The organism is Chitinophaga rhizosphaerae, from assembly GCF_003958645.1.
Lineage (GTDB): Bacteria > Bacteroidota > Bacteroidia > Chitinophagales > Chitinophagaceae > Chitinophaga > Chitinophaga rhizosphaerae.
In genome coordinates, this window is sequence record NZ_RXLO01000014.1 from 24,574 (window position 1) to 46,998 (window position 22,425).

At 52.6% G+C, this 22,425-nt stretch carries 23 protein-coding genes; 11 read left to right on the forward strand and 12 right to left on the reverse strand.

What is annotated here, in order from left to right:
- Nucleotide 1: 1 nt before the first annotated feature.
- The 9 genes from EJ361_RS23130 (at nucleotide 2) to EJ361_RS23170 (ending at nucleotide 7,705) form a co-directional block, all read left to right on the forward strand.
- Nucleotides 2-2,365 (forward strand): M56 family metallopeptidase, encoded by a 2,364-nt coding sequence (locus tag EJ361_RS23130; RefSeq protein WP_126248842.1) that lies wholly within the window; start codon nucleotides 2-4, stop codon nucleotides 2,363-2,365.
- A gap of 132 nt (nucleotides 2,366-2,497) precedes the next feature.
- Nucleotides 2,498-2,989 (forward strand): YajQ family cyclic di-GMP-binding protein, encoded by a 492-nt coding sequence (locus tag EJ361_RS23135; protein WP_126248844.1) that lies wholly within the window; start codon nucleotides 2,498-2,500, stop codon nucleotides 2,987-2,989.
- 64 nt (nucleotides 2,990-3,053) lie between these two features.
- A complete protein-coding gene (locus EJ361_RS23140) occupies nucleotides 3,054-3,308 on the forward strand; it encodes a type B 50S ribosomal protein L31 (RefSeq protein WP_126248846.1) in 255 nt (84 codons plus the stop codon).
- A gap of 68 nt (nucleotides 3,309-3,376) precedes the next feature.
- Nucleotides 3,377-4,543 (forward strand): putative sugar nucleotidyl transferase, encoded by a 1,167-nt coding sequence (locus EJ361_RS23145; RefSeq protein ID WP_126248848.1) that lies wholly within the window; start codon nucleotides 3,377-3,379, stop codon nucleotides 4,541-4,543.
- A gap of 42 nt (nucleotides 4,544-4,585) precedes the next feature.
- The gene (tpiA, locus tag EJ361_RS23150) at nucleotides 4,586-5,344 is read left to right on the forward strand and encodes a triose-phosphate isomerase (protein ID WP_126248850.1); all 759 of its coding nucleotides are present in this window, start codon (nucleotides 4,586-4,588) and stop codon (nucleotides 5,342-5,344) included.
- A gap of 185 nt (nucleotides 5,345-5,529) precedes the next feature.
- Entirely contained in the window at nucleotides 5,530-6,111 is a 582-nt protein-coding gene (locus EJ361_RS23155; protein WP_126248852.1) for a 2'-5' RNA ligase family protein, read from the forward strand.
- A 592-nt stretch (nucleotides 6,112-6,703) separates the two neighbouring features.
- Nucleotides 6,704-7,000 carry a hypothetical protein gene (locus EJ361_RS23160; RefSeq protein WP_126248854.1) on the forward strand — a complete coding sequence of 99 codons (297 nt, stop codon included), beginning with the start codon at nucleotides 6,704-6,706 and terminating at the stop codon, nucleotides 6,998-7,000.
- 48 nt (nucleotides 7,001-7,048) lie between these two features.
- The gene (locus tag EJ361_RS23165; RefSeq protein WP_126248856.1) at nucleotides 7,049-7,318 is read left to right on the forward strand and encodes an acylphosphatase; all 270 of its coding nucleotides are present in this window, start codon (nucleotides 7,049-7,051) and stop codon (nucleotides 7,316-7,318) included.
- Nucleotides 7,319-7,474: 156 nt separating this feature from the next.
- On the forward strand, nucleotides 7,475-7,705 hold the full coding sequence (locus tag EJ361_RS23170; RefSeq protein ID WP_126248858.1) for a helix-turn-helix domain-containing protein: 231 nt from the start codon (nucleotides 7,475-7,477) through the stop codon (nucleotides 7,703-7,705).
- A gap of 51 nt (nucleotides 7,706-7,756) precedes the next feature.
- Here EJ361_RS23170 and EJ361_RS23175 read toward each other — a convergent pair whose 3' ends face one another.
- From EJ361_RS23175 to EJ361_RS23220, 10 genes are all read right to left on the reverse strand, one after another.
- The gene (locus tag EJ361_RS23175) at nucleotides 7,757-8,905 is read right to left on the reverse strand and encodes a C1 family peptidase (protein WP_126248860.1); all 1,149 of its coding nucleotides are present in this window, start codon (nucleotides 8,903-8,905) and stop codon (nucleotides 7,757-7,759) included.
- Between the two features lie 40 nt (nucleotides 8,906-8,945).
- Nucleotides 8,946-9,668, reverse strand: a complete 723-nt coding sequence (locus EJ361_RS23180) for a head GIN domain-containing protein (RefSeq protein WP_164714390.1) — start codon at nucleotides 9,666-9,668, stop codon at nucleotides 8,946-8,948.
- Nucleotides 9,669-9,703: 35 nt separating this feature from the next.
- Nucleotides 9,704-10,771 (reverse strand): DUF4097 family beta strand repeat-containing protein, encoded by a 1,068-nt coding sequence (locus EJ361_RS23185; protein ID WP_126248864.1) that lies wholly within the window; start codon nucleotides 10,769-10,771, stop codon nucleotides 9,704-9,706.
- Entirely contained in the window at nucleotides 10,761-11,303 is a 543-nt protein-coding gene (locus EJ361_RS23190) for a hypothetical protein (protein WP_126248866.1), read from the reverse strand. Before EJ361_RS23190 ends, EJ361_RS23185 begins: the two co-directional genes overlap by 11 nt.
- Nucleotides 11,300-11,836, reverse strand: coding sequence for an RNA polymerase sigma factor (locus EJ361_RS23195; protein WP_164714391.1), 537 nt, complete (start codon nucleotides 11,834-11,836; stop codon nucleotides 11,300-11,302). The genes EJ361_RS23190 and EJ361_RS23195 overlap by 4 nt, the downstream gene beginning before the upstream one ends.
- Before the next feature lie 187 nt (nucleotides 11,837-12,023).
- Nucleotides 12,024-14,489 carry a TonB-dependent receptor domain-containing protein gene (locus tag EJ361_RS23200; protein ID WP_126248870.1) on the reverse strand — a complete coding sequence of 822 codons (2,466 nt, stop codon included), beginning with the start codon at nucleotides 14,487-14,489 and terminating at the stop codon, nucleotides 12,024-12,026.
- A 315-nt stretch (nucleotides 14,490-14,804) separates the two neighbouring features.
- On the reverse strand, nucleotides 14,805-15,812 hold the full coding sequence (locus EJ361_RS23205; RefSeq protein WP_126248872.1) for a DUF2167 domain-containing protein: 1,008 nt from the start codon (nucleotides 15,810-15,812) through the stop codon (nucleotides 14,805-14,807).
- A gap of 32 nt (nucleotides 15,813-15,844) precedes the next feature.
- Entirely contained in the window at nucleotides 15,845-16,285 is a 441-nt protein-coding gene (locus EJ361_RS23210) for a hemerythrin domain-containing protein (protein WP_126248874.1), read from the reverse strand.
- Entirely contained in the window at nucleotides 16,285-17,571 is a 1,287-nt protein-coding gene (locus EJ361_RS23215; protein ID WP_126248876.1) for a prolipoprotein diacylglyceryl transferase, read from the reverse strand. The genes EJ361_RS23210 and EJ361_RS23215 overlap by 1 nt, the downstream gene beginning before the upstream one ends.
- Before the next feature lie 143 nt (nucleotides 17,572-17,714).
- Nucleotides 17,715-18,128, reverse strand: a complete 414-nt coding sequence (locus tag EJ361_RS23220; RefSeq protein ID WP_126248878.1) for a BrxA/BrxB family bacilliredoxin — start codon at nucleotides 18,126-18,128, stop codon at nucleotides 17,715-17,717.
- 222 nt (nucleotides 18,129-18,350) lie between these two features.
- Between EJ361_RS23220 and EJ361_RS23225 the strand changes: the two genes are divergently transcribed.
- Nucleotides 18,351-18,791, forward strand: a complete 441-nt coding sequence (locus tag EJ361_RS23225) for an Hsp20/alpha crystallin family protein (protein ID WP_126248881.1) — start codon at nucleotides 18,351-18,353, stop codon at nucleotides 18,789-18,791.
- 188 nt (nucleotides 18,792-18,979) lie between these two features.
- Nucleotides 18,980-19,813: a hypothetical protein gene (locus EJ361_RS23230; RefSeq protein WP_126248883.1), complete on the forward strand. Its 834-nt coding sequence runs from the start codon at nucleotides 18,980-18,982 to the stop codon at nucleotides 19,811-19,813.
- On the opposite strand, the gene EJ361_RS23235 is transcribed toward EJ361_RS23230, so the two are convergent.
- The gene (locus EJ361_RS23235) at nucleotides 19,814-20,302 is read right to left on the reverse strand and encodes a nuclear transport factor 2 family protein (RefSeq protein ID WP_126248885.1); all 489 of its coding nucleotides are present in this window, start codon (nucleotides 20,300-20,302) and stop codon (nucleotides 19,814-19,816) included. It abuts the gene before it with no gap.
- 461 nt (nucleotides 20,303-20,763) lie between these two features.
- Nucleotides 20,764-22,164: a type III PLP-dependent enzyme domain-containing protein gene (locus tag EJ361_RS23240; RefSeq protein WP_126248887.1), complete on the reverse strand. Its 1,401-nt coding sequence runs from the start codon at nucleotides 22,162-22,164 to the stop codon at nucleotides 20,764-20,766.
- Nucleotides 22,165-22,425 lie beyond the last annotated feature (261 nt).

A 22,425-nucleotide genomic window follows, 5' to 3' on the forward strand; every position in this document is an offset into this window, starting at 1 on the left:
TATGCACTCGTTACTTCCTTTTACCGACCTTATCCAGGCCTTCGGCTGGACGATCCTGCACTCGTTCTGGCAGGGTTGCTGCGTCTTTCTCAGCCTGCGCATCGTGCTGTGGCTCTGGCCACAGGCCGGCCCGTCCATCAAATACCATCTCTCCTTTTTGTCTTTGACAGGTATCGCAGGATGGTTCGGCGCCACGTTTGCCACGCAGTTGGGATCGATCCGGGAAGCTTCCGAAACGATGGCAGCGGTGAACGGCGGGATGAGTGCCCTGCCGGCCCACGTTCCCATGGCTTTCGCCAGCGCACCGGCGCCCGCTGAAGGCCTGAAAGCCGCGCTCCCGGGAATGGAAGCGTACTTTCCCCTGCTGGTCGGCATTTACGTGGTGGGAGTAACGGTGATGACCATACGCCTCTGCATCGACCTGGCACAGCTGAAAACGCTGCGCCGGCAAGGGTTGACGCAACTCGGCGCCGTTTGGGAAGAACATCTCGCTGCCCTCGCCCGCAAGATGGGCATCGGGAAAAAGGTAGGGCTCTTCATTTCCAGGCATCTGCAGGTGCCGGTGATGATCGGGTTCATGAAACCGGTGATCCTCCTCCCCACGGCCATGGTCAACAATCTGAGCCCCGAGCAGCTGGAAGCCATCCTCCTGCATGAGCTCGCCCACATCAAACGCAACGATTATCTCCTGAATATCTTCCAATCCATTGTAGAAACGATCCTTTTCTTCAACCCGTTCGTATGGTGGATTTCCCGCAACATCCGCCTGGAACGCGAACATTGCTGCGACGACCTCGTGCTCGCCAGCACCGTTCAGCCCATGCACTACGCCAAAGCCCTGGTGGCACTGGAAGAATTCCGCCTTACCGTGAACCCGATGGCAATGGCTGCCGCGCATGACCGGCAACATTTATTTCATCGCATCAAACGCATCATGGAAATGAAAACAAAACATCTCAACTATAGCCAGCGATTCCTGGCGCTCCTGATCATCGTCACCGGCCTCGTCTCCATCGCCTGGCTGACGCCCGACAGCAAGCGCAGCAAAAAGGAAAAAAAGGCGGAAACCACCGCCCCCGCTGCACCCGCTGCCAAACCCGCGATCATGGCAGCACCCTCGCCTTCGCCCGCCCCGGCCGCCGTTAGCGACATTTGCGCCGGGGATACGATCGTGCCCGACTTCATCACGGAACCCGAACTGCCCGTTCCTCCCGTTCCCCCCGTCCCTCCTTCCGCCCCCATTCCTCCAGTTCCTGCATCCGCACCATTTTATACCGCAGCACCTCTTCCCCCGGTGCCGCCCATGCCGCCCGCACCTCCCACGCCGCCTTTGTACGCAACCAAAGGGATCGTGTACGACACGCGTGCCGGTGAAGTGACTTTCTATTCGCCCGGCGACACTACCGTGCCCGGCGGCCGTATCAAGATCATTGATAAAGCCGGGAAAGTAAAAACCTATAATTCGATAGACGATATGTCTGCCGAAGAACGGAAACAGTTCGAGGAAAGCTACATCCAGCTGCAAGACCAGCACAGGAACTTCAAATTCAATGAGGATTTCCAATTCGACAAGCATTTCGATTTCAAGTTCGATTCCAGCTTCCGCTTCAACGATGCCGATCTCAGGCGCATGCAGGCCAGCGCACTGAAGTCCCTTCAGGACCTCGATCTGTCCAAACTCCAGGGCAACCTCGACGCGTTGTCGGATATGAAATGGGAAAACTTCGACGAGAACGTGCGCAAGAAACTGAAAAAGGAAGACTGGGAAAAGGTCATCAGGGACACGCAAAAGAATTTGAAGAAGATCGACTGGAAAAAGCAGCAGCAGGAAATCAACAAGGCCGTTGAGCAGCTGAAAAAAGAAGAACTGAAATACCGCAAGGAAGCGCAAAAATACCGGAACGACCAAACCCGTTTCAAAGCCGGACAGGTGCAATATCAACGCGATATGGCCCGCCACCAGGCGGAAGCCCGGGCAGCGTCCGACCGTGCGCTCGCGGAACATCATAAGATCGTCAGAGACCAGCGTTTTGCCGCCGAAGCAGCCGTTCGCGTACAGCAACGCGCCGTCCGCGAACGCGAACGCGCCCTGTTCAGAGCTGAAGAAGCCCGTGAACTGACCGAGAAAAACAGGGCCACCACCCGCTGGTACAACGATCTGCTGAAAGCCATGGAGTCCGACAAACTCATCGACCGGGAATCCGGGTACAACATCGAGAAGAAGGGGGAAGACCTCTTCATCAATGGTAAAAAGCAGTCAGACGATATAAAAAACAAATACAAACAATATCTCAAAAACGACAACGTTACTATAAAAGGGGATAAAACGAACCTCCAGATCCATGCGCGAGACAACGAAAACTAAGCGCAGGCAGGCTCTTTACCCACTCATGTAACCATTCTCCGCCATTCTAATGCAAATTCCCGCTGCCGGTTCCGGTGGCGGTTTTTTCTTATATTTGCCCCTCGTTTATTCATTATTCAAAAACCCGCAGATATGCCGTCTTTCGATATCGTGAGCAAAGTTGACCTCCAGACCCTGGACAACGCCATCAATACCGTTAAAAAGGAAATCAACAACCGGTACGATTTTAAAGGTTCGCCGGTGGAAATCGACCTGGACAAGAAGGAAATGACCTTGAAGCTGGAAGTGGAAACCGATATGAAGCTTTCCCAGGTGGTAGACGTGCTGATCAGCCGGAGCATGCGCCAGGGCCTGGCCGCCGAGATTTACGACCTCAGCAGGGAACATTACGTGAGCGGTAAGGTGGTGAAGAAGGAAGTGCCTGTCCGCAACGGCATCAAACAGGACGACGCCAAGAAAATCGTGAAACTGATCAAGGATTCCGGGTTGAAGGTACAAGCCGCCATCATGGACGACATCGTTCGCGTAACCGGCAAGAAAATCGATGATTTACAGGACGTTATCCAGAAAATGCGCGAATCCAACCTGGGCATCCCCCTCCAGTACGTGAATATGAAAAGCTAAATTTTTCTTTGCTTATTCAAATTATTGCGCTACCTTTGCGCTCTGTATTTATTAACTTATTGATATGAAACAGGGAATTCATCCGGAAAATTATAGATTCGTAGTGTTTAAAGACATGTCCAACGGGGACAGCTTTCTGAGCAAATCCACTACTCCCACCCGCGAAACCATCACCTGGGAAGACGGGAACGAGTATCCGCTGATCAAGCTGGAAATCTCCAACACTTCTCACCCGTTCTATACCGGTAAGAACGTGCTGGTGGATACTGCAGGCCGTATCGACAAATTCAACAAACGTTACAAGAAAGACGCCAAATAAGGCTATTTCAGCATATTTTTACTGGTCCCGCCGAATGCTTTCGGCGGGATTTTTTATTTTAGCCCTATATGGACCGTCATTACATCCTGTTTGATACGCCCGAGCGTGACGAACTATACCCCTTCACTCACACCCGGCCCGTGGCGGAAATCCGCACGGGTATCCTCACCATTCGCGAAAAGTGGGAAAAATGGCTTGAGACCGGGCCGCTCAGCAGTTTTACCGCTGATTACCTCCAGGCGAAATTCCCCTTGCAGAAAGCCCCGCCGGGCACGGTTACCGTTCTTTTGAACGGGCACCTCCTCCCTTCCGCCGGCCTTGTCGGCACTATTTCGGCCATGGAGCCCGGGCAGGAATTGTACAAAAACGGCAGGTTGCTGGCCAAGGTCATCAGTGGCGACGATTTTTTCGCGCCTGCAACGCTGGTGCGGCTGGAATTCGAGGGAGACATCCGGCGGGTAGACCGGCCCTGGGACATCGTGCAGCATAACGACGCCGCCCTGCGCGAAGATTTCGCACTGCTGACGAAGGGCCGGAAATCGGCCCCCATTTCCCCGACCAACCAGGTGGTGAACGCGGAGCAGATTTTCCTGGAACCCGGCGCCAGGGTGGAATGCAGCGTCCTGAACGCGTCTACCGGGCCTATTTATATTGGCAAAAACGCCGAGATCATGGAAGGGAACCTCGTGCGGGGGCCTTTCGCCATGGGCGATGGCGCGGTGCTGAAGATGGGGAGCCGTATTTACGGCGCTACTACGCTGGGGCCGCGGTGCGTGGCCGGCGGGGAGATCAAGAATACCGTGTTTTTCGCCCATTCGAACAAGGGGCACGACGGCTACCTGGGCGATGCGGTGATCGGCGAATGGTGCAACCTGGGCGCCAATACCAGCTGCTCCAACATGAAGAACAATGCCCGCGAAGTGCGGATTTGGATGGAAGCGAAGCAGGAATACTGGTCTGCCGGCACGAAATGCGGTGTGTTGATGGGCGATTTCAGCAGATGCGGCATTAATACCATGTTCAATACCGGGACCGTCGTAGGCGTGAGCTGCAACGTGTTCGGCGGGAATTTTCCGCCTAAATACCTGCCTTCCTTCAGCTGGGGCGGCGCGGGGTTGACGGACAGGTACCGGCTGGAAGAGGCGCTCCGCGACGCGGATGCCTGGATGCGGTTGAAAGGCGCCGGGCTGCAGGAGGCCGACCGGGAAATTCTGACCCGAATATTTCGGGGATAAATGCGTATTTTTCGCGCCACTTATCAAAAGCATCGTAAAATCATGAGAAAGAAGATCGTAGCAGGCAACTGGAAGATGAACCTGACCCTCGCGGAAGGCGAGCAACTGGTGAACGACATCCTGGCGGCCGGCATCAACTTACCCGAAGACCAGGCCGTGGTGATTGCCCCGCCTTTTCCGTATGTACAGAAGGTGAAACAGCTCACCCGTAACTATCCCGGCATTTTCGTGGCCGCGCAGAATTGCGCCAGCGAAAAATCGGGCGCATATACCGGCGAGGTGTCTGCAGCCATGCTGGCTTCCGTAGGTATCGACTACGTGATCCTGGGCCACTCCGAGCGCCGGGAATATTTCAGTGAAACGAACGCGCAGCTGGCGAAAAAGATCGACCAGGTGCTGGCTAACGGCCTGAAGCCCATCTTCTGCTGCGGCGAGCCGCTGGAAGTGCGCCAGGCTGAAACACAGAACGCCTATGTGGCGAAGCAGTTGGAAGAAAGCCTCTATCACCTGGATGCGGAAGCGTTGAAGAACGTCGTGATCGCGTATGAGCCGATCTGGGCCATTGGCACGGGTTTGACGGCCAGCGCGCAGCAGGCGCAAGACATGCACGCGTTCATCCGCGCGCAGATCGCCGCGAAATACGGGCGGGAAGCGGCCTTGGGGCTGTCGATCCTGTACGGCGGCAGCGCCAAGCCTTCGAATGCGGCGGAGCTGTTTGCTTGTCCAGACGTGGATGGCGGCCTGATCGGCGGCGCATCGCTGGTGGCGGCAGACTTTACTGCGATCATCAAGAGCCTGTAATTCATCATAAGATATGGTGGCTGAGGGGTTGCGCCTTTCAGCCATTTTTTTTAGTATTTTTTGCTAACTTTATTAGTATTTGCCATTTTTCTTCCTATATTTGTATTGTGAAAGGAGGAGCTGTTATCACGCTGCTGTACATGATAACGGTTATTTCGAATTGATGATTGCAAAATCATAATGACATGGAACAGGAAGTATTACATGATTACATGCTGGTGGTGCATCCGGACGCTCAAACGGTCCAGGACGTGAGCATGTACAAGCATTTGATCGCGGAGGAATTGGGATCGGCTCCCGGTTCATTTACGCAGGCGCACATTGCGCTTTTCAGGTCGGAATTTCCGGAGCGTTACGAGCAGGTGTTCGTGACGATGCTGGAGGGGCTGGTGGCGAATCAATCGGCCTTTACGGTGTATACCTCCCGGATCGACCATGCCCGTCAATCGAACGGCCGGCATATGTTTTATGTGAACGTGGCGAACCCGAAACCGCTGGAGGATCTGCACAAAAAAGTGCTGACGGCATTCGAGCTGGAGCCGGCGTCTTACCGTCCGCATATCGCGCTGGCGCGGTCGTTGCAACCGCATCAGTTCACGCAGTTGTCGCCCTATCTTTCGGGTAAGGTGTTTGTCCGCAGTTTCCATTGCCACAGTTTCAGTTTGATGAAACGTGCGGCGGGTAGCGACCGGTACGAGCTGGTCCGTGAGTTCACGTTCGGCAAGGAGGTCCCTTCGAGCAATCCGTTGTTTCACCGCGCTGCCTGATGCCGTTCACAGGCGTTGCAATGGATATGACTGTACAGTTGCCGGCGATGCAATACATTTTCAAACGACTGTCGAACGACGGTAAATAGCTGAAAGACAACCGGTAATAACCGGATACAACTGAAATAACCAAGAAACAAAAAAGGCTCGCTGTACAGGCGGGTTCTTTAAAAATATTGCTGTAGAAGGTGTTACTGCGGAAAATATTGCTGTTAAAGATATTTTTTAGAGTCAGTATCATTTAGTTACGGGTCGGGCGTTTATCACCCGGCCCCTTCTACCCTACACATCTACTTACGACCCATCCGATTCAGGAAACGAACCCTTGCATTCGCATGCTATTGGCATGCACCGGTAATATATGGAAAGTAGGATCATCGGCTGAAATGTCCGGTGCCGGTCCATCGTCGTCAAAGCGATGGGCAGGTTGCCGGAAATATCCGCCGGGGTTCGCGGATCCCGTGTGCCTGGGCCGCCCGGCAACCCGGGCGCCCGTGCATCCGTAAACGAAACAGTATCAATCAGGAAATTTCCGGCAGTTGGGTTAAAACCACACATCTGGATCATTTGTCCCATGTAAATTTAATATCTCATGGAATGGGTACCGATCAAACCGACTTACGAACCATCAGGCCATCTGCCATCATCCGCAGAGCAAACCGTCTTTTCCTGGCTCAGCCGGGCCGGCTTTCAGTTGGAGATGCTCCGCAGAAGCGTAGATCCGCCCGTCACCGAATACTTTTACTTTCATCCATCCAAATACATACAGATCCACATGGTAGAAGATCCTGAAACCGGCCTGGCCCGTTTCTTTATCTTCTACCCCGGCGGACGGACGCTGGTCGCCTCCGGCATCCCGGAGCTGAAAGCCACCATCGCCGCCGGGTAAACCACCCCGCAAACGATATTGTTATTTTATAAAATCGATCCCGTAGTTATGTTGCACAAAGAAATCGTAGTCAAAGGAATGGTACAGGGCGTCTACTTCAGGGCCACCACCCGATCCGTTGCCGTAGGCATGGGCCTCACCGGCGCAGTCAAAAACCTGCCCGACGGCCATGTCTGGATCGTTGCGGAAGGGCCTAAAGACGCGATGGACGAATTTATCAGCTGGTGCCGCATCGGCCCTTCCGGCGCCAAAGTCACCGGCCTCGACATTATCGACGGACCTTTGCAGCACTTTAAAGATTTCAGTATCCTGCATTGATTTTTTCGTATTGCTTCCTCATTCACATTCTCTACAACTCTTCACCCGTAAGAGTTACAGCAACCTGTCGAAATGTTTTTTGCCCACGTTGGGCCACTGCCCAGCGGAAAAAAGAAATAATTCGATGATCTTGAACCTTTTGGAAGCAAACTAAAAATGTCAACCCAGGCCCCGGATATATTGCGCCTTTTCGGCACCAACCTCCGCCGAATCAGAAAGGAAAGAGGCTTTAGCCAACGCGAGCTCTCTGCACGTTGCAACGTCGACAATGCAGATATTTCCCGTATGGAAAACGGCGAGATCAACGTCACCCTTCGCACGCTGTCGCAATTGGCAGATGCGCTCGAAGTAGCGGTCCTCGAACTGCTGGCCGACCGCAAAACATAAAAAAAGCAGGACGCTCCGTCCTGCTTTTTTTATGATACATGATCCCCCCGATCAGAGTATATGTAATTTCTTCATCAGCTCCTTATCCAGCGCAGCTTTCGGCACAATCACATTGATCGTGTTCACCGCAAAGTAAGGCTCGGAAACATACAGGTAACCATCGAATTTGGACCCCGTTCCCCAGGAGTTCTTCACAATGAAAAAGCGCTTATCGCCTTTCCCCTTCCCGATCCCCGTGATGTGCATCAGGTGATCGTCTTGCGTAACCAGTTTCTCGAACAGCTCCTGGCGGTATTCCGGCGTAACGTCTACTTCCGGAATGGCCGGATTGGGCTGCTTGCGGTCCATCAGGCTATCGTACTTCGGGCTCAGGGCGTAACCGCCGTTATGCGCGAATCCGCGATTGCTCACGTCCGCATCCCACATCACCGTATATCCTTTCTGCACCGCATTCCAGGTTGCGCCGATCAGTTCGTTGAGGGCCACGTTGTAGAAACTGCCGTTCGCATGATTATCAGGCAGTTCCAACACGAAAGAAGTGTAGTAGGGATGATGCGTGAACGAGGTGAGGCTTACGTAATCGGACGGATTGAATTTCACGACTTTCGCCGCGTATTCCTGCGGCGTATATGTTTTACCGTTATACTCGAATTTCGCGGGCGGCGCCTGGCCCATGTAGTGGTCCATCAGCGCGGTGAAGCCCTGCTCCCACTTCGTATCTACCGGCCGGCGGGCCAGCAGGGTGTCCAGGAACTTTTTCAGGGTATCGGCCATCTTGCTGTGGTTCAGCTCGTTCTGACCGGGCAGTTTGCCGCTGTACACAGATTCCGGCATCAGACCGTAGTTCCCGGCGGCGATGAGCACATCGTGCCCCAGCCCACCTTCCCCGAACTGCGCCGCGCCCTGGCGCTTCACATAGTTGCGGGCCTTCATCAGGTACACGTTCCGTACCACGAACATTTCAGACAGGTCGGGCCTGGCGTCGGCGCCGGCTTTCATGCACTGGCTTTCGATGAGCGACACGGTGCTGAAACACCAGCAGGTACCCGTCATGCCCTGGCTCTTTACGGCCGTAGCGGCGTTGTTCCTGATCACGGTCAGCTCCTGTGCGGGCGGATTGGCGATACTCCGGGGCGTTTCCTGTGCGGCGGCGGCCAATCCTGCAACCAGCGCAACACCCGTCAAAATTTGTAGTCTCATAAGCAGCATGGGTATTTCTCGCTAAAATACGAAAGCCGGATCAGTTTTCATGAGAAACGCGCCCGCTGCCTGAAACCGACTGCTCTACGATCGCATTGCCCTTGTACCGCACGCTCCCGCTGCCGGAAATGGCGATCTCCAATTTTTTGCTCACGTTCACATAAGCTTTGCCCGAACCGGAAATGGCTATTTCCGCTTCCTGGGCCGCCATTCCGGGGGCATCCACGTCTGCCGAACCTGAAATCGCTACTTCTGTTTTGTCTGCCTTGCCGGCGAGCCTTACCTTACCGTTGCCGCTCATGGCTACTTCCAGCTTGTCGTAATCGAGGTCCAGGTCGGCTTCGCCGATGCCGCTCAGCGCCACTTCCAGCTTGTCGCCTTTCAGTTTGCCGTCGGATTTGAAGATTACCTTACCGCTACCGGCCAGTTCGGCGATCTCGGGATTGGTGATCCATACGTTCACCGGCTTGCTGGGCCGTACGTCGGTGTGCTGCTTGTAGCGGATCTGGAGCTCGTTCGATCTGAATACCAGCTCGATCAGCGGCAGGATATTCTCGTCTGCCTCGATTTCGATGGAAGCCTTGCTGCCCTGGCGTATCAGCACATTGAACTGGCCGGAAACGCCCAGCTCGGTGTACGATTGGGAAACGGTACGGGATTCTTTTTTCATGTTGCCATTACCGGTAACTTTGGAACGTTGCGCCGTTGCGGTAAGGGCAAAGGCCAGAAGGGCCGCTCCGAAGAGCGCGACAAATTTTTTCATTTGGGTCATTATTTTGTGTTGATGGACAAATTGGATTAATCCTCTCCAACTTTGACGTCGCAATGTTTACCGTTCACGGAAATGAGCGGAGATGCTTCGCCGGCGTTGGATGTTATGGCGGAATAGGAGAGGTTTCCTTTGTTGCGGTTTTCGCTGACGTGCCTGAACACAAAGCCGTCGGCACTGAAATCCCCGTTCCTGATCTCGGCCCGCACCCGGAACGGTGTGCCCGATTGCACGCCCAGCCGGATATCTGTGTAATTGACGTCGGCATTGAGGGATTTGAAGTTCTTGTCGATCTTCCGGATCCGGACATCGCCGTAGTTGGCGCTGATGATGGCGCTGGAACCCAGCCCATCCATCTTCACATCGGTATAATTCGCCCGGAGCACCACGCTGCCTACATTTTTGAATTTAATCTCGTCGTAATTGGCCTGCACTTTCATCTCGGCCACATTACCGAAACTGTGATTGCCATAGTTCGAAGTGATATTCACTTCGCTGGCACTTTCGCAGTTCAGCGATGAATAATTCGATTGTACGGTCAGCACGTCCGTCTTGCCGATACGGGCTTTGTTGGTATAATTGATGCTGAGAAACAGGTTTCCCGCTTCCGCCACATCGATGAAGCCGTAATTCACTTTGAGGTAGGAAGGGAAGGGCAGCTTCCGGGCGATCACGTCCCCGAAATTACTGTCGATGTTCATGGCTTTCAGTTTCGACGGCACATACACATCGATGTCGATATTGACGTAATCCTTATTGTCTTTCTTGTTGCTGAACCAGCGGGAACCCGGGTTCGAAGAGGCCGTGATGTTCACGCTGTTCCCCGACTCCATAGCCTTCACATCTATCGTTTCGGTCATTCGCCGGGCCTGCTCCTGGTCTTTCCCGAAGCCGGTAACGGTAATGGTGGCTTTGCAGACGGGCTTGTCCCAGATATATACCGTCACCTTACCATATTTGGAGTTGATGTTCACGCTGGAATTGCCGCCTACGTTGAATTCCTTGACGATGACGACTTTATGTTCCTCGTCGCCTTTCGCGGCGAATGCGAAAAAGGGACAGAGTAAAAGAAAAAGTATGGTAGATTTAGAGAACATGCTTTTGAGTTGAAGTTGAAGTAGAATCGTTTGTGTATTTGTTCTGCTCTTCGAGGATTTTGTCGAGGAGCTCGAGCTTCATCTGGTAGTACCGGACCATGGCCGCGCGAACGCGTTCGTTCCCGGGATTGGCGGCCAGTTCCTTTTCCAGCAATTTATAAGTATCGTTGCGCAGTTCGAGCTCTTTCATGGTCAGGCTGTCGAGCCCCGTTTCCGCGGCGGGGAGCTGTTTGAGCTCGTCCAGTTTCTGTTCGATGCGCGCAGAATAATACGTTTCCATTTCCCTGATCTCCGGGATCACGACCGCTACCGGTTGCCGGGTGTTCATATACTTCACCAGCAGGCCGGCGTTCGCGATCAAAGCCACGAGTATGGCGGCTTTCCACCAATGCCGGGCCATCATGGCCACTACCCTGCCCCGCTCCTTCCCCGGCTGCGGCAGCTGTTTTTCCAGCGCGGCCCAGACGCCAGGCCCCGGCCCTTCTTCCTCAAACCCGCTCCTGTTCTGCCGGATAAACTCTTCCAGGTTCATATCTGCTTCGATTTAAGTTTCACGATCTGGCGGACTTTCTCCTTCGCCCGCATATATTGGGTTTTGACGGTCGATTCCGAGATATTCAGTAATCCGGCGATTTCGCGGTGACTGTAATCCTCGAAAATATACAGGTTCAGCACCGTTCTGTATCCCGCCGGCAGCTGGCCGATGGCGTCTTTCACAGCGGCCACCGTCAGCGTATGTTCGGTTTCGTCTACCCCGTCCTCCTGCTTCCATTCCTGGTCTTCCACTTCCTCGAAATACACTTTCTTTTTCCGGAGGTAGCTGAGGCAGTGGTTGACGACGATCCGCTTGATCCATGCGGTGAGACTGGTGTCTGAAGCCAGGTTGTCCAAATTTTTAAAGACCTGTACGAATGCCTCCTGCAGCACATCTTCCGCATCGGCCTGGTGGCCTGTCATCCGGAGGCAAATATTATACATCGCCCTGGAATATGCATGATACAGGTCATGGAACGCACGGGCGTCACCCTTGCGGCATCTGGCCATGAGCTGGTCTGTTACAGGCATTTGTTCCAAGCGTTTCGAGTGTAAATTCATATAAAAGACGGTGAGTCGTCAGGAAGGTTGCACAGGACCGGGATCTTTTTTTCAATATACTGAAAACCATGGGGATATAAAAGCGAACGCGACCCAGAAGGGCCGCGTTCTTTCCATCCTTATATACCTAAAACATGATTAGGTCGGAGTTGATCGCCTATTTCACCCGGTTTAGCTCGTCTTCGAGGCCGGTTTTGCGGTTGCGGGCCTCTTTTACGTTGCTGTTGCCGAATCGATAGGAGAAGTTGAGGCGCACCTGGCGGCTGTCCCAACCGGTTTTGAGGGCGATGTCGCGGTTCGTTACATGGTAATTGCCGCGGAAACGCTGGGTCTGGAACACGTCGTTCACATTCAGCTTGATCGTCCCTTTCTTTTTGAGGATCTGCTTCTGGATGCCCAGGTTCAGCGCGTACATCGGTTCCATTTCGAAGAGCCCTTCACCGGCCACCTGGCGGGAATTGTACCAGAATGCCGCTTCGGCCGTATAGCCTTTGCCCAGGGCGAAAGTGTGCTGCGTGTTGCCGAAGAAGCCGCCGGAACTGCGGTCCAGCTCCTCACCCTTCACCTCGGTCTGGAAACGGTTGTAGAAAACCGAAACCGTCGTGAACGATTTCCACCATTTGGTGATCTGGTAAGGGGCAGACAGGTTCAGATTGACGTTGTCTTTCCTGGCTACGTTCATGTATTTATAGGTAACGATCGTAGTGTCGCCCGTGGCTTCGTCTACCGAAGGTTCCAGGATGCGCGACAGCATATCTTTCGTATGGCTGTAGCCGATAGCCGCCGTCAGGAACGATTTGAAGGTATACGTGAGGTCGAAGTTGCTGGAGAACTGCGGCCGGAGGTTCGGGTTGCCAGCACCCTTGGTGTAGCGGTCGATATAGAACTCGAAAGGGTTCAGGTCGTCGTAGCTGGGGCGCTGGAGACGGCGGCTGTAAGACACGCCCCACTGGTGGTCTTTACTCGCATTGTAGCTGAAAAACACGCTGGGGAAGAAGTTGAGATACGTGGTATCGTTCACTTTCTTGATGGTGACAGATGTGCCGGTGACGTTGGATTGTTCGGCCCGGAGCCCCGCCTGCACGCCGAGTTTCTTGAACTGGCGGCTGTAATTGATATAGGCGGCGTTTACGTTTTCCTTGTAAATGAAGTAGTTGGAACGATTGGCGTCGTATTCCCAACCGCTTTTGCGCAGGGAGTCGAAGCGGGAATTGTTATCGGAATCCACCCAGCTGAACTTCACCCCCGCCTCGAATTTGTCGTTATGGCGCAACGGATGCGTATAGTCCAGTTTGAAGGTTTTGATATTGATGACAGACGGCTGGAAGGCGCGGGTCACGTCTTCACGGAGCAGCCCTTCGTCGATCGCATTCCTGTAGGCGGAATTGAGGATATTGGTGCTGCGCTCGGTGTTGCGGGAATAGTCCAGGTCGATGTTGAGCTCTTTACCGGTGGTGTCGAGCTTGCCTTTATAGTTGAAGTTGTAAGACTGGCGTTTCCAGCGCATATCGTTATCGGAAGTCGTGTTCAGGACGGAGTCCAGTTTGGTGCCGTTACCGATGTTGGTGTTCGAAATACCATCGCCGGCCCATTTATTATCGCCCATGTCGAACATGACGCCTACGGTGTGGTTCTTGTTCAGGAAGTAATCGAGCCCTACTTTGGCGCCGTGGTAGCGGGATTTCTTGTCGATATTCGAGATCTGGTCGAAAACGGTCCGACCGGAAGCTTCGATGTTATCGCGGTAGATTTTCAGGAATTCGAAGTTGCGGTTGAAGCTATAGTTGTACGATCCGTAGATGTTGACTTTCTGGCTGCGGTAGTTGAGGTTGAGGCCCCCGTTGGCTTTGGGCAGTGTGCCCTGGGAATAACCCAGGTTCACACTGCCGTTGGTGCCGTAGCTGCTGTTTTTCTTCAGCTTGATATTAATGATCCCGGCATTGCCCGCTGCATCGTATTTGGCGGAAGGATTGGCGATCAGTTCCAACTGGTCGATGTTGGAACTGGGCATGTTTTTGAGCAACATGGCAATATCCTGGGGAGACATGTTCGATACTTTACCGTCGATCATAATGATGACGCCGTTTTTGCCGCGCATGGAGATGTTATCGTCCTTATCCACCTGGATGCCGGGCGATTGCTGGAGCACTTCGAGCGCGGTGCCACCAGCGGCCACGATGGAGTTTTCGACATTCACGACCATCTTATCGGCTTTCTGCTCGATGAAAGGTCTTTTGCCGGTTACTTCCACCGCTTTAAGGTTGCGGGTGTCTTCTCCCAGCACGATGGCGGGGAGGTTAACGGGAGAGCCGTTGAGGGTGAAAGGCTGGGAAAACCCTTTCCTCAGCCCCATGTTGGCTGCCGCCACGATGTACCGGCCGCCGGGTACGCCTTCGAAGGCATATTTTCCGGCGATGTCGGCCAGCACGCCTTTAACGAGCACGGAGTCTTTAGCGCGGAGGAGGGTTACGGTGGCGAATTCTACGGGAGCGTTCGTGGTACGGGTCACTTTACCGGCGATCTCCCCTTTCGAGGCAGCGCCGTTTTGGGATTGGGCATGGACGGAAGTGATGGTTCCTGCCACAAGGCCACTGAGGATCAACACTTTGTAAAACGATTTCATATAAGGCGGATTATAATTGGATTTAGAACTGTAGATTGATTAGAACCTTTGCTTGGGTAGTTCCTTTCTTAATCAACTACAGTGCTAAGATAGGTAGTATGTTTTGCATAGTACATAATTATACATAAGTGGTTATTAGAAAAGGATGATTGGTAAAATCGGTGGAAACAGTTTGGGAAACCTGCAAACTGGTTTGCTGTTACTATGAGGAAGACGACCCGTAAAGGGATTGGTTACAAACATTATTGAAAAAAAGCGCGGCGCCGGGGATTCCCCGGCGCCGCGCGCTTCATTATATATTACGTACTTCCCTGATCAGGATTTCCGCTCATCTTCTCCCAGCGCCTGCTCTGCCGGCTCCGGCGTTACCGGCGTCTCCTCCGCTGCAACTTCATTTTCCTTCCTGCGGCGGCCTCTGATCCAGTTCCACAAAACTCCACCCGCGGCAATCACCCCCATCACGATCAGCTTCCCGAATTTCGCCAGGACGGCGAAGAACCCAACCTTAGCCAGCACCTTTCCTGCTACCAGGCCTCCCACCGTCCAGGCGGCCACTTCATCCACCTTCGGATCGAAGTCCGCATAGGCATGGCCGCTTTCAAATGTGGCGGATTTCAAAATCCCGGGGATGTTTTTCTTGATCTCCGGCAGCTGGTCCATCGTACCGATGGCGCTCATCACCAGCACGCCCTTGCGCCCCAGGATGCGCAAATGATAGTTGAGCGTACGCTTCTCCGCATTGCTCCCCTGCAGCTCCATGGCCCAATGCAGCGTTTTCGTATTCGAATCGTAGAAAGGAGCTGCCGCCCATCCGATGGTACTGATCGTCTGCAAGCCCTGCTCCTTGCGCAGCTTGTTAGACGCTTCGTCGTCTTCCTTCATGCCTTTGAGCACATCATCATAATCCATCTTGTCGGCATCCTCGTCTTTCACATATCCCATTCCATCGAAACTGATATCGAAAGCCCAGGAGGCGTCGTCCAGCGGACCGTATTGCTCCGGGAAGATCATGCCCATGGTTTCGCCTTCGAGGTTTCCCCATAGCGCTTCGAGCACGCGGTGGCTTTGCGGCGCATCCAGGTACTTGAAGCCCTTCGGTACTTCGATGGTAACACCGTGCGACAGGGTAATTTTACCGGTTTGGTATTTGAAGGTTTTGTGGACGGAGTCCCGGTATTGCTGCACGGCGGCGGCAATTTCCGCTTCAGCGGCTTCGTCCGTTTGCTCCTGTGGTTCGCCGGCGCGGGGACCGCTCGTGTCCAGCTGTGCGAAAACAGACGTGAAAGTGGCCATACATGCGGCCACCAGGGTAACAGTTCTCATGGTATGAGGGATTTTGATTAGGTATTTGATCGTTATTCTTCTTTCCCTTCGTCTAACCGCAGGTTCGCGATGACATCGGGCAATAATTCCTGCATTTTTTCGAAAACGAGCCGTTCTTCCTTACGGATATGCGCTTCAAGCGCCCTGGCCAGCTGGTCCATCCCTTCCACCACATCGCTGCTGTCTACCAGCGCGCTGTACATCCCGGAAATGGTGCGGTGCTCTTCGGCCAGCTCATCGATCATCACGTCCAGCTCCGGCACGAATCCGCGGCATTGTTCGAACAGGTGATCTTCTTTCTGGATATGCGGCACCATCGTTTCCTGGAACACTTTAACCATGTATTTCATCTTCGACGCGGCATCGAGCGGGAACCCCTCGTACTGCGCCGCATCTTTTTTGAGATAGCGGCACACGAAAAGAAGTGTTTTATGCTCGTGCGACAGCGGTATGAGTTTCGGATGGCGTTGCATTATGCAGGTTTTTGGGCTGTGGGCGCCGTTTTACGGGCATACCAGATCAGTGCGGCGCCGCCGATCACCAGCAAACTGGAAATCAGCTCCGCCTGCGTGGGATGGAAGCCGAAAATGTCGTATTTGGTGTTGACGCGGATCTTTTCCACGAAAAACCTTTCCAGTCCGTTGAGAATGAGATAGATACCGAAGATTACGCCGGGCGTGGTCACCTTCCTGCGGATGCCCATGAGCACGAGGAAGAACGCGCCGCAGACGATGATCTCGTATAACGGTGTCGGGAACACGCCAACCGGCAGCGCGCTGCAGTACTCCCCTTCGCAACCGGGCAGGCGAACGCCGTCGTTCACTACGTTGTGGGGATAATTATACGCCACGAACCAGTCGGGCAGGAAGCCCAGCGCCGCGGGTTTCGGGTAATATTTATGGGGTACGTGCTCGATGGAGCCGAAGTGCCGGGAGAAATATTCGGTTTCGCGCGCCATCACCTGCTGGTATTGCGCAGGCGCCACCTGTTCGATCTGGCCGGCGGCATTGGTAATATAGGCGCTGTTGTTGATGCCCCAGTCACCGTCTCCGGAAAACTGGCAACCCATCCGCCCGATCGCGTAGGCGAGCATGAGGGCGGGCCCGGCACTGTCTACCAGGTGTTTCCAGTTGATCTGTTTTTTAGCGGCGTAGCGGATGATGACGTAAGCCGCCACGATGAGCCCCCCGTAGAAGGTGAGCCCGCTGGCGGAAAACAGCGATCCCCAGGGATCGGCGGCGAATTCGCTCCAGTTTTCCAGGTTGTGGAAGATCTTGGCGCCGATGAGGCCGGCCACCGCCGCCTGGATGGTGAAGTCGGGAACGCGCTGGTGCGGCCAGACTTTCACTTTTACCTGCCGCGGTGTGGGCAGGGCCTTTTTCTTCTTCGTATAATATTTATAATACGCCATCCCGGCGGCTACGAGAAGCCCCCCGACGAGACTGCCCTGGACAGACAGAAAGTATTCGCGGAAATCGCCCGTGGCATTGAATACCCCCAGCAACTTGTATCCCAGGATAAAGCCGATGACCGCGCTGACCAACAAATCACCGGCGGAAGCCGGCTTACCATCGGTGATCGTTTCATCCACCGGGTGAAGCAACCCGAGCCTTTCGCGCCTGCGAAGCTCGGTTGTCAATACATAAGCAGCGGCCAGGAAAGCCAACGCAACGAAAAATCCGAATGTCTGTACTACTTTAAGCCAGGACCATTCGATACCGAAAAGGTCCCTGAACGCGTAATATAAGTTAGGATACATAGGCGAAAAAAAATGGTGATCTGAATTTTCCTATGAACAAAGCCGAATCAGTCAGTCGGAAAATCAAACCACCAAGTTACATTGCAAATATGAATTTCCCATTAACCGGCGTAAAAAACCATGTAACGGGAAGCAACAAACGATTAGCAGTACTCGTCAAAAGCAGCCACCAGGTTGGTTGCGATCATTTGGGCGGAACGGCCCTCGATCATGTGGCGCTCAATGAAGTGTACGAGCTGGCCGTCTTTGAAAAGCGCGATGGAAGGCGAAGACGGAGGGTAAGGCAGCAGGTGCGTGCGGATCTGCTGAACCGCGGCGCTGTCGAACCCGGCGAAGGAGGTCGTCAACCTGTCCGGTTTCTTTTCGCTGGCGGCAACGGCCATCAGTACACCCGGACGGGCGGTTCCGGCGGAGCATCCGCAAACGGAATTGATCACCACCAGGGTGGTGCCTTCCTGTTTCAACGTTTCTTCTACTTTCTCGGGAGAAAGCATTTCCTGAAATCCATTATCTGTTAATTCTGCCTTCATCGGCATCACGAGTTCCGCAGGGTACATATATTTTAGTTTTGTACAAAGGTAATAATATATCGAGATACTTCAATTAGTTCATGATTTTTGTCATTTTGTCCGGAAACCATACAGTAATTTGACATTTTGTCCGTAAAATCCGCCAAAAACTGGCTTTTTAACCGATTTCCGGCATTGGTATCCGATTTGATCTGTAGGAAGCGTAACCGTAAAAACAAAAATGGTTTAACGCATAAAAAGATAATCAGTATGACACTCGTAAAATTCAATCAGCCCGCCAAATCCTTCCATGGTCTCGTAGACGAACTGTTTAATGGTAAATTCCTGAACAGGGACTTCGCTACCTCCGATTTCTACGGCGCCTCTTACGCCCCGGTGAACATCTCCGAAACGAAAGACGGCTATTCTTTGGAAATCGTAGCGCCCGGCTTCGCCAAGGAAGACTTGAAAATCAAGGTCGACGGTCCTACGCTGACGATCAGTGCCGAAAAGAAAGCCGAAACCAAAGACGAAAACGAGAAACATCTTCGCCGCGAGTTCAACTTCCGCTCCTTCTCCCGCTCTTTTACGCTGGACGAAAAAGTGGATGCTTCCAAAATCAACGCGAAATACGATAACGGCGTCCTGCACCTGACCCTGCCCAAGAAAGAGGCCGCGCAGGAAACCGTAAAAGAAATTATAGTTGCATAAGGGTTAGGAATAGTTGCGATTTGTTGTGATTTGAATTCATAATACAAATACAACAGTAAAGAGGGCCGCCTTGTCTAAGGCGGCCCTTCGTTTTTCAACGGCCGCGAATCTCCCACAAAAGTTCCATTCCACGGCACGGAAATCCTACTACCTTGTGTATGAGCTATTTATTGGAATATCCCCTTTTTATGTCAGCAAATACGAGCAGCAAACCAACTTTGTATTCTGCCATTTACAACGCTGTGTGCGGAATGGTCACGGGAAAGCTTATACGCCAATCGGCCTGCGCCCGGGAACATGCGCGCATCTCGATGGTTTTCGATTATATTTTCTTCTACACCCTGATGCTGCTGCCCATTATGGCGGCACTGGCGTTTCTGCAAGATATACCCAATCTCATCATCACTACCTCGTTCCTTCTCGCGTTCCTGTTCTGCGGAGGGCTCATGTATTCCGGGGCGCCATATACCATGGTAGGCATCATGGCAGCGTTGAGCACCCTGCTTATTCCCATGGCCTGCTCGTTCATGAACGATATGGACCTATCCCCCATTTATGCTATTCCCTGGCTCATGGCCTGCATGCTCGGATATTTCATTCTGCCCCTGCGCGCTTCGCTGTCGATCATGGCGGTACTTTTTGCATACCTGGGGGTGGTAGCCTGGATGAAGCTGGACAATTTCCGCATCAGCTTCCCGCCTACCTACTCGGCGCTGGACCGCTACATCGCCACGCCGTTCCTTATGCTGGGGTACCTGCTGATCATCCTGCGGGTATGGGGCGTGTATTTCCGGAACATTTTCCGCCTGGAGCGGGAGCAGACGCTGCAGAAGCAACAGGAGTTTTCAGCGCTGGTGAACCAGAACCTCATCAAGCAGTTCCTACTGGTGAAGGGACTGAGCCGTTCGGGAAAGATCGATTTCATGGAAGGGAACACCGATTTGGTGGACGCACGTTTCAGCGAGATCGAGAAACAGTGCGAATCCGCTATCCAGTACCTCGACCAGCAGCCGGAAGTCTGATCAGGGACAGTTTTCCTTCCGGCGGGTATCTACCAGGTAAAGGATCTTCCATCCGCCGGCGGATTTATACAACTGGAAGCTGTTCACCCCGCAATGACTGAACTTTTCGCCCAGGTAAAACCTGTAGGGCGTCCAGACGCTGGCCACCGGCCCATCCACCAATACCTGCCCGAACTCGATCCGCTCATCCCACACGTCCGTGTGAGGCTTACCTACAGCTGTTATGAAATCCTGCGCAGGCATCACATGCACCTTTACCTCCCCTGTTTTAGACGTTGCAACGGACTGCAAGACCGCCGTTTGGTGAAACACAGCCTTTACCAACGCGCTGTCGCCCAGCTTCATTCCTTCAAACAGTTGCCTGACAACGCTTTTCACAGCTTCGGCCTCTGAATCCTGCGCGGAGGCTCGAAAAGAACATATTAACAAAATTATCAAGGGGAGAATTCGCCGAATCGATATGGGGTTGTTTTTTGATAGTTGACACATGTATTTTGAGGTTTTAAGAACGGCTGTAACGAAAAAATTGTAAAAAAGTTGTTAAAAGATACAACTAAGTGGTATTTGCGGCAGAAAGAACGGTTCCTATTTTTGATAATAGTGAATCCATCATAACCTATTGCCTCTATACTGAAATGTTCCAATTCCCGCATACCTTGAAATGTCCCTTTTACCTTATGCCATGAATATTCCAATTCATCCCTAACGCTATGAATGTTGGATCAATCTATCCTATGAAATTATAGGCTCTCCTGCTGGAGAGCCTATTTTTATGGTGTTATCCGTATTAACGAAAGGCGGAAAGAGCGGCTATCGGTTATTTAAATTACGAACCGGATACGGCTTGACCGGGCCAAAAATGGACGAGCGGTCGAATTCCGGGGAGGGTATAAAAAACGAAACCCCTCGGAGAACCGAGGGGTTTTTAAGTGGATTACTAACCCATATTTTTAATAACCCAAAATTTTCAGCATGCTTTGAGCGGTTTGCTCTTTCGCGTATAGCCAATCTTTTAATTGTCCGTTTTTGTCGTACCCTACGATCACGTGCTTGGGGGACGGGATGAGGCAGTGCTTGATGCCGCCGTATCCGCTCAGCTGGTCCTGGTACGCCCCGGTATGAAAGAAACCGATGTACAGGGGTTCGGGCCCGCCGGTGAGCTTCGGGAGGAACACGGCATTGATGTGTTCTTCCGAAGTGTAAAAGTCGTACCCGTCGCAGGTCAGCCCACCGAGGTGCACTTCCTGGTACTCCTGGTCCCATTTGTTAATGGGTAGCATAAGGAACTTCTCCCCGATGCCCCAGGTGTCTGGCAGTGTCGTAATGAAAGAGCTGTCGATCATGTACCAGGCTTCACGGTCGTTCTGCATTTTCTCGCCAAGCACGGAGTAGATCACCGCGCCGCTTTCGCCTACCGTGAAGGAACCGAATTCCGTGTAGATGTCCGGTACCGGTACTTTATTCTTTTTGCAAACGCTCTTGATGTTGGCTACGATTTCGTTTACGATGTAAGCGTAATCATAGTCGAACCCGAGGGAGTGCTTGATCGGGAAGCCGCCGCCGAGGTTGATGCTTTCCAGTTCCGGACAGATCTTCTTCAGCTGGCAATAGAGGTTCAACACTTTGTTGAACTGGCTCCAATAGAATATATCGTCTTTGATGCCCTTGTTCATAAAGAAGTGGAGCATCTTCAGTTCGAACTTCGGATTTCCCTTCAGCTTGTCCACGTAATATTCGAGGATGTCGCTTTTGGCGATGCCGAGGCGGGAGGTGTAAAAATCAAAGGTGGGCTCTTCCTCGGCGGCGATGCGGATACCCAGTTTAACGGGATCCTTGGTACGCACGAATTTGGAATAATCCTCCAGTTCCTCCTTATTGTCGAGCACCGGGATCACGTTTTTGAAACCGGAGTTGATCAGCTTGGCGATGGCCCGGGTATAGGTCTTTGTTTTATACCCGTTGCAGATCACGAAGGTTTCCTTGTTGATCTTCTTACGTTCATAGAGCTTGTTAATAATATCTATGTCGTAAGCGAACGACGTTTCGATGTGGACGTTCTGCCGGAGCACCTCGTCCATGATGAACGAAAAGTGAGAACTTTTGGTACAGTAGCAATAGTAATAATTGCCATCATACTTGTTCTTCTTGATCGCATCCTGGAACATCTTCTTCGCCCTGCTTACCTGCATCCCGATCTTGGGAAGATAGGTCAGTTTGAAGGGGGTGCCATATTTATCGATCAGCGCCCGCATATCCAGCCCGTTAAAAAACAGGTTATTCTCCTTCACATCGAATCCTTCCTGCGGGAACTCGAAGGTCTGGTTAACCAGGTCCGTGTAGGTGTTGTTCATTTAAATCTGTGAATGAATTTCTAAGGTCAAAAAATTATTACACACTAAATGAGCTGGAAACTTCTGGTTTATACACCTACGTAAGTCGTTCCCCAGCAAAATCGGATGCAAATCTACTATTTTGTTCCAATGGATTCCCAAAAAAATTTCGATCTTTTTTACGAACGGGCAATAACCTTATCAATCAATTATATAACAATCACTTACACTATATTACATAAAGTATTTAATTAGGCAAATCCGACTTTTCCGGCACATGCG

Bases quoted from the DNA above. Each gene is read 5' to 3' on its own strand.
- EJ361_RS23130 (WP_126248842.1), top strand. From the start codon at position 2: ATGCACTCGTTACTTCCTTTTACCGACCTTATCCAGGCCTTCGGCTGG.
- EJ361_RS23135 (WP_126248844.1), top strand. From the start codon at position 2,498: ATGCCGTCTTTCGATATCGTGAGCAAAGTTGACCTCCAGACCCTGGAC.
- EJ361_RS23140 (WP_126248846.1), top strand. From the start codon at position 3,054: ATGAAACAGGGAATTCATCCGGAAAATTATAGATTCGTAGTGTTTAAA.
- EJ361_RS23145 (WP_126248848.1), top strand. From the start codon at position 3,377: ATGGACCGTCATTACATCCTGTTTGATACGCCCGAGCGTGACGAACTA.
- tpiA (WP_126248850.1), top strand. From the start codon at position 4,586: ATGAGAAAGAAGATCGTAGCAGGCAACTGGAAGATGAACCTGACCCTC.
- EJ361_RS23155 (WP_126248852.1), top strand. From the start codon at position 5,530: ATGGAACAGGAAGTATTACATGATTACATGCTGGTGGTGCATCCGGAC.
- EJ361_RS23160 (WP_126248854.1), top strand. From the start codon at position 6,704: ATGGAATGGGTACCGATCAAACCGACTTACGAACCATCAGGCCATCTG.
- EJ361_RS23165 (WP_126248856.1), top strand. From the start codon at position 7,049: ATGTTGCACAAAGAAATCGTAGTCAAAGGAATGGTACAGGGCGTCTAC.
- EJ361_RS23170 (WP_126248858.1), top strand. From the start codon at position 7,475: ATGTCAACCCAGGCCCCGGATATATTGCGCCTTTTCGGCACCAACCTC.
- EJ361_RS23175 (WP_126248860.1), bottom strand. From the start codon at position 8,905: ATGAGACTACAAATTTTGACGGGTGTTGCGCTGGTTGCAGGATTGGCC.
- EJ361_RS23180 (WP_164714390.1), bottom strand. From the start codon at position 9,668: ATGAAAAAATTTGTCGCGCTCTTCGGAGCGGCCCTTCTGGCCTTTGCC.
- EJ361_RS23185 (WP_126248864.1), bottom strand. From the start codon at position 10,771: ATGTTCTCTAAATCTACCATACTTTTTCTTTTACTCTGTCCCTTTTTC.
- EJ361_RS23190 (WP_126248866.1), bottom strand. From the start codon at position 11,303: ATGAACCTGGAAGAGTTTATCCGGCAGAACAGGAGCGGGTTTGAGGAA.
- EJ361_RS23195 (WP_164714391.1), bottom strand. From the start codon at position 11,836: ATGCCTGTAACAGACCAGCTCATGGCCAGATGCCGCAAGGGTGACGCC.
- EJ361_RS23200 (WP_126248870.1), bottom strand. From the start codon at position 14,489: ATGAAATCGTTTTACAAAGTGTTGATCCTCAGTGGCCTTGTGGCAGGA.
- EJ361_RS23205 (WP_126248872.1), bottom strand. From the start codon at position 15,812: ATGAGAACTGTTACCCTGGTGGCCGCATGTATGGCCACTTTCACGTCT.
- EJ361_RS23210 (WP_126248874.1), bottom strand. From the start codon at position 16,285: ATGCAACGCCATCCGAAACTCATACCGCTGTCGCACGAGCATAAAACA.
- EJ361_RS23215 (WP_126248876.1), bottom strand. From the start codon at position 17,571: ATGTATCCTAACTTATATTACGCGTTCAGGGACCTTTTCGGTATCGAA.
- EJ361_RS23220 (WP_126248878.1), bottom strand. From the start codon at position 18,128: ATGTACCCTGCGGAACTCGTGATGCCGATGAAGGCAGAATTAACAGAT.
- EJ361_RS23225 (WP_126248881.1), top strand. From the start codon at position 18,351: ATGACACTCGTAAAATTCAATCAGCCCGCCAAATCCTTCCATGGTCTC.
- EJ361_RS23230 (WP_126248883.1), top strand. From the start codon at position 18,980: ATGTCAGCAAATACGAGCAGCAAACCAACTTTGTATTCTGCCATTTAC.
- EJ361_RS23235 (WP_126248885.1), bottom strand. From the start codon at position 20,302: ATGTGTCAACTATCAAAAAACAACCCCATATCGATTCGGCGAATTCTC.
- EJ361_RS23240 (WP_126248887.1), bottom strand. From the start codon at position 22,164: ATGAACAACACCTACACGGACCTGGTTAACCAGACCTTCGAGTTCCCG.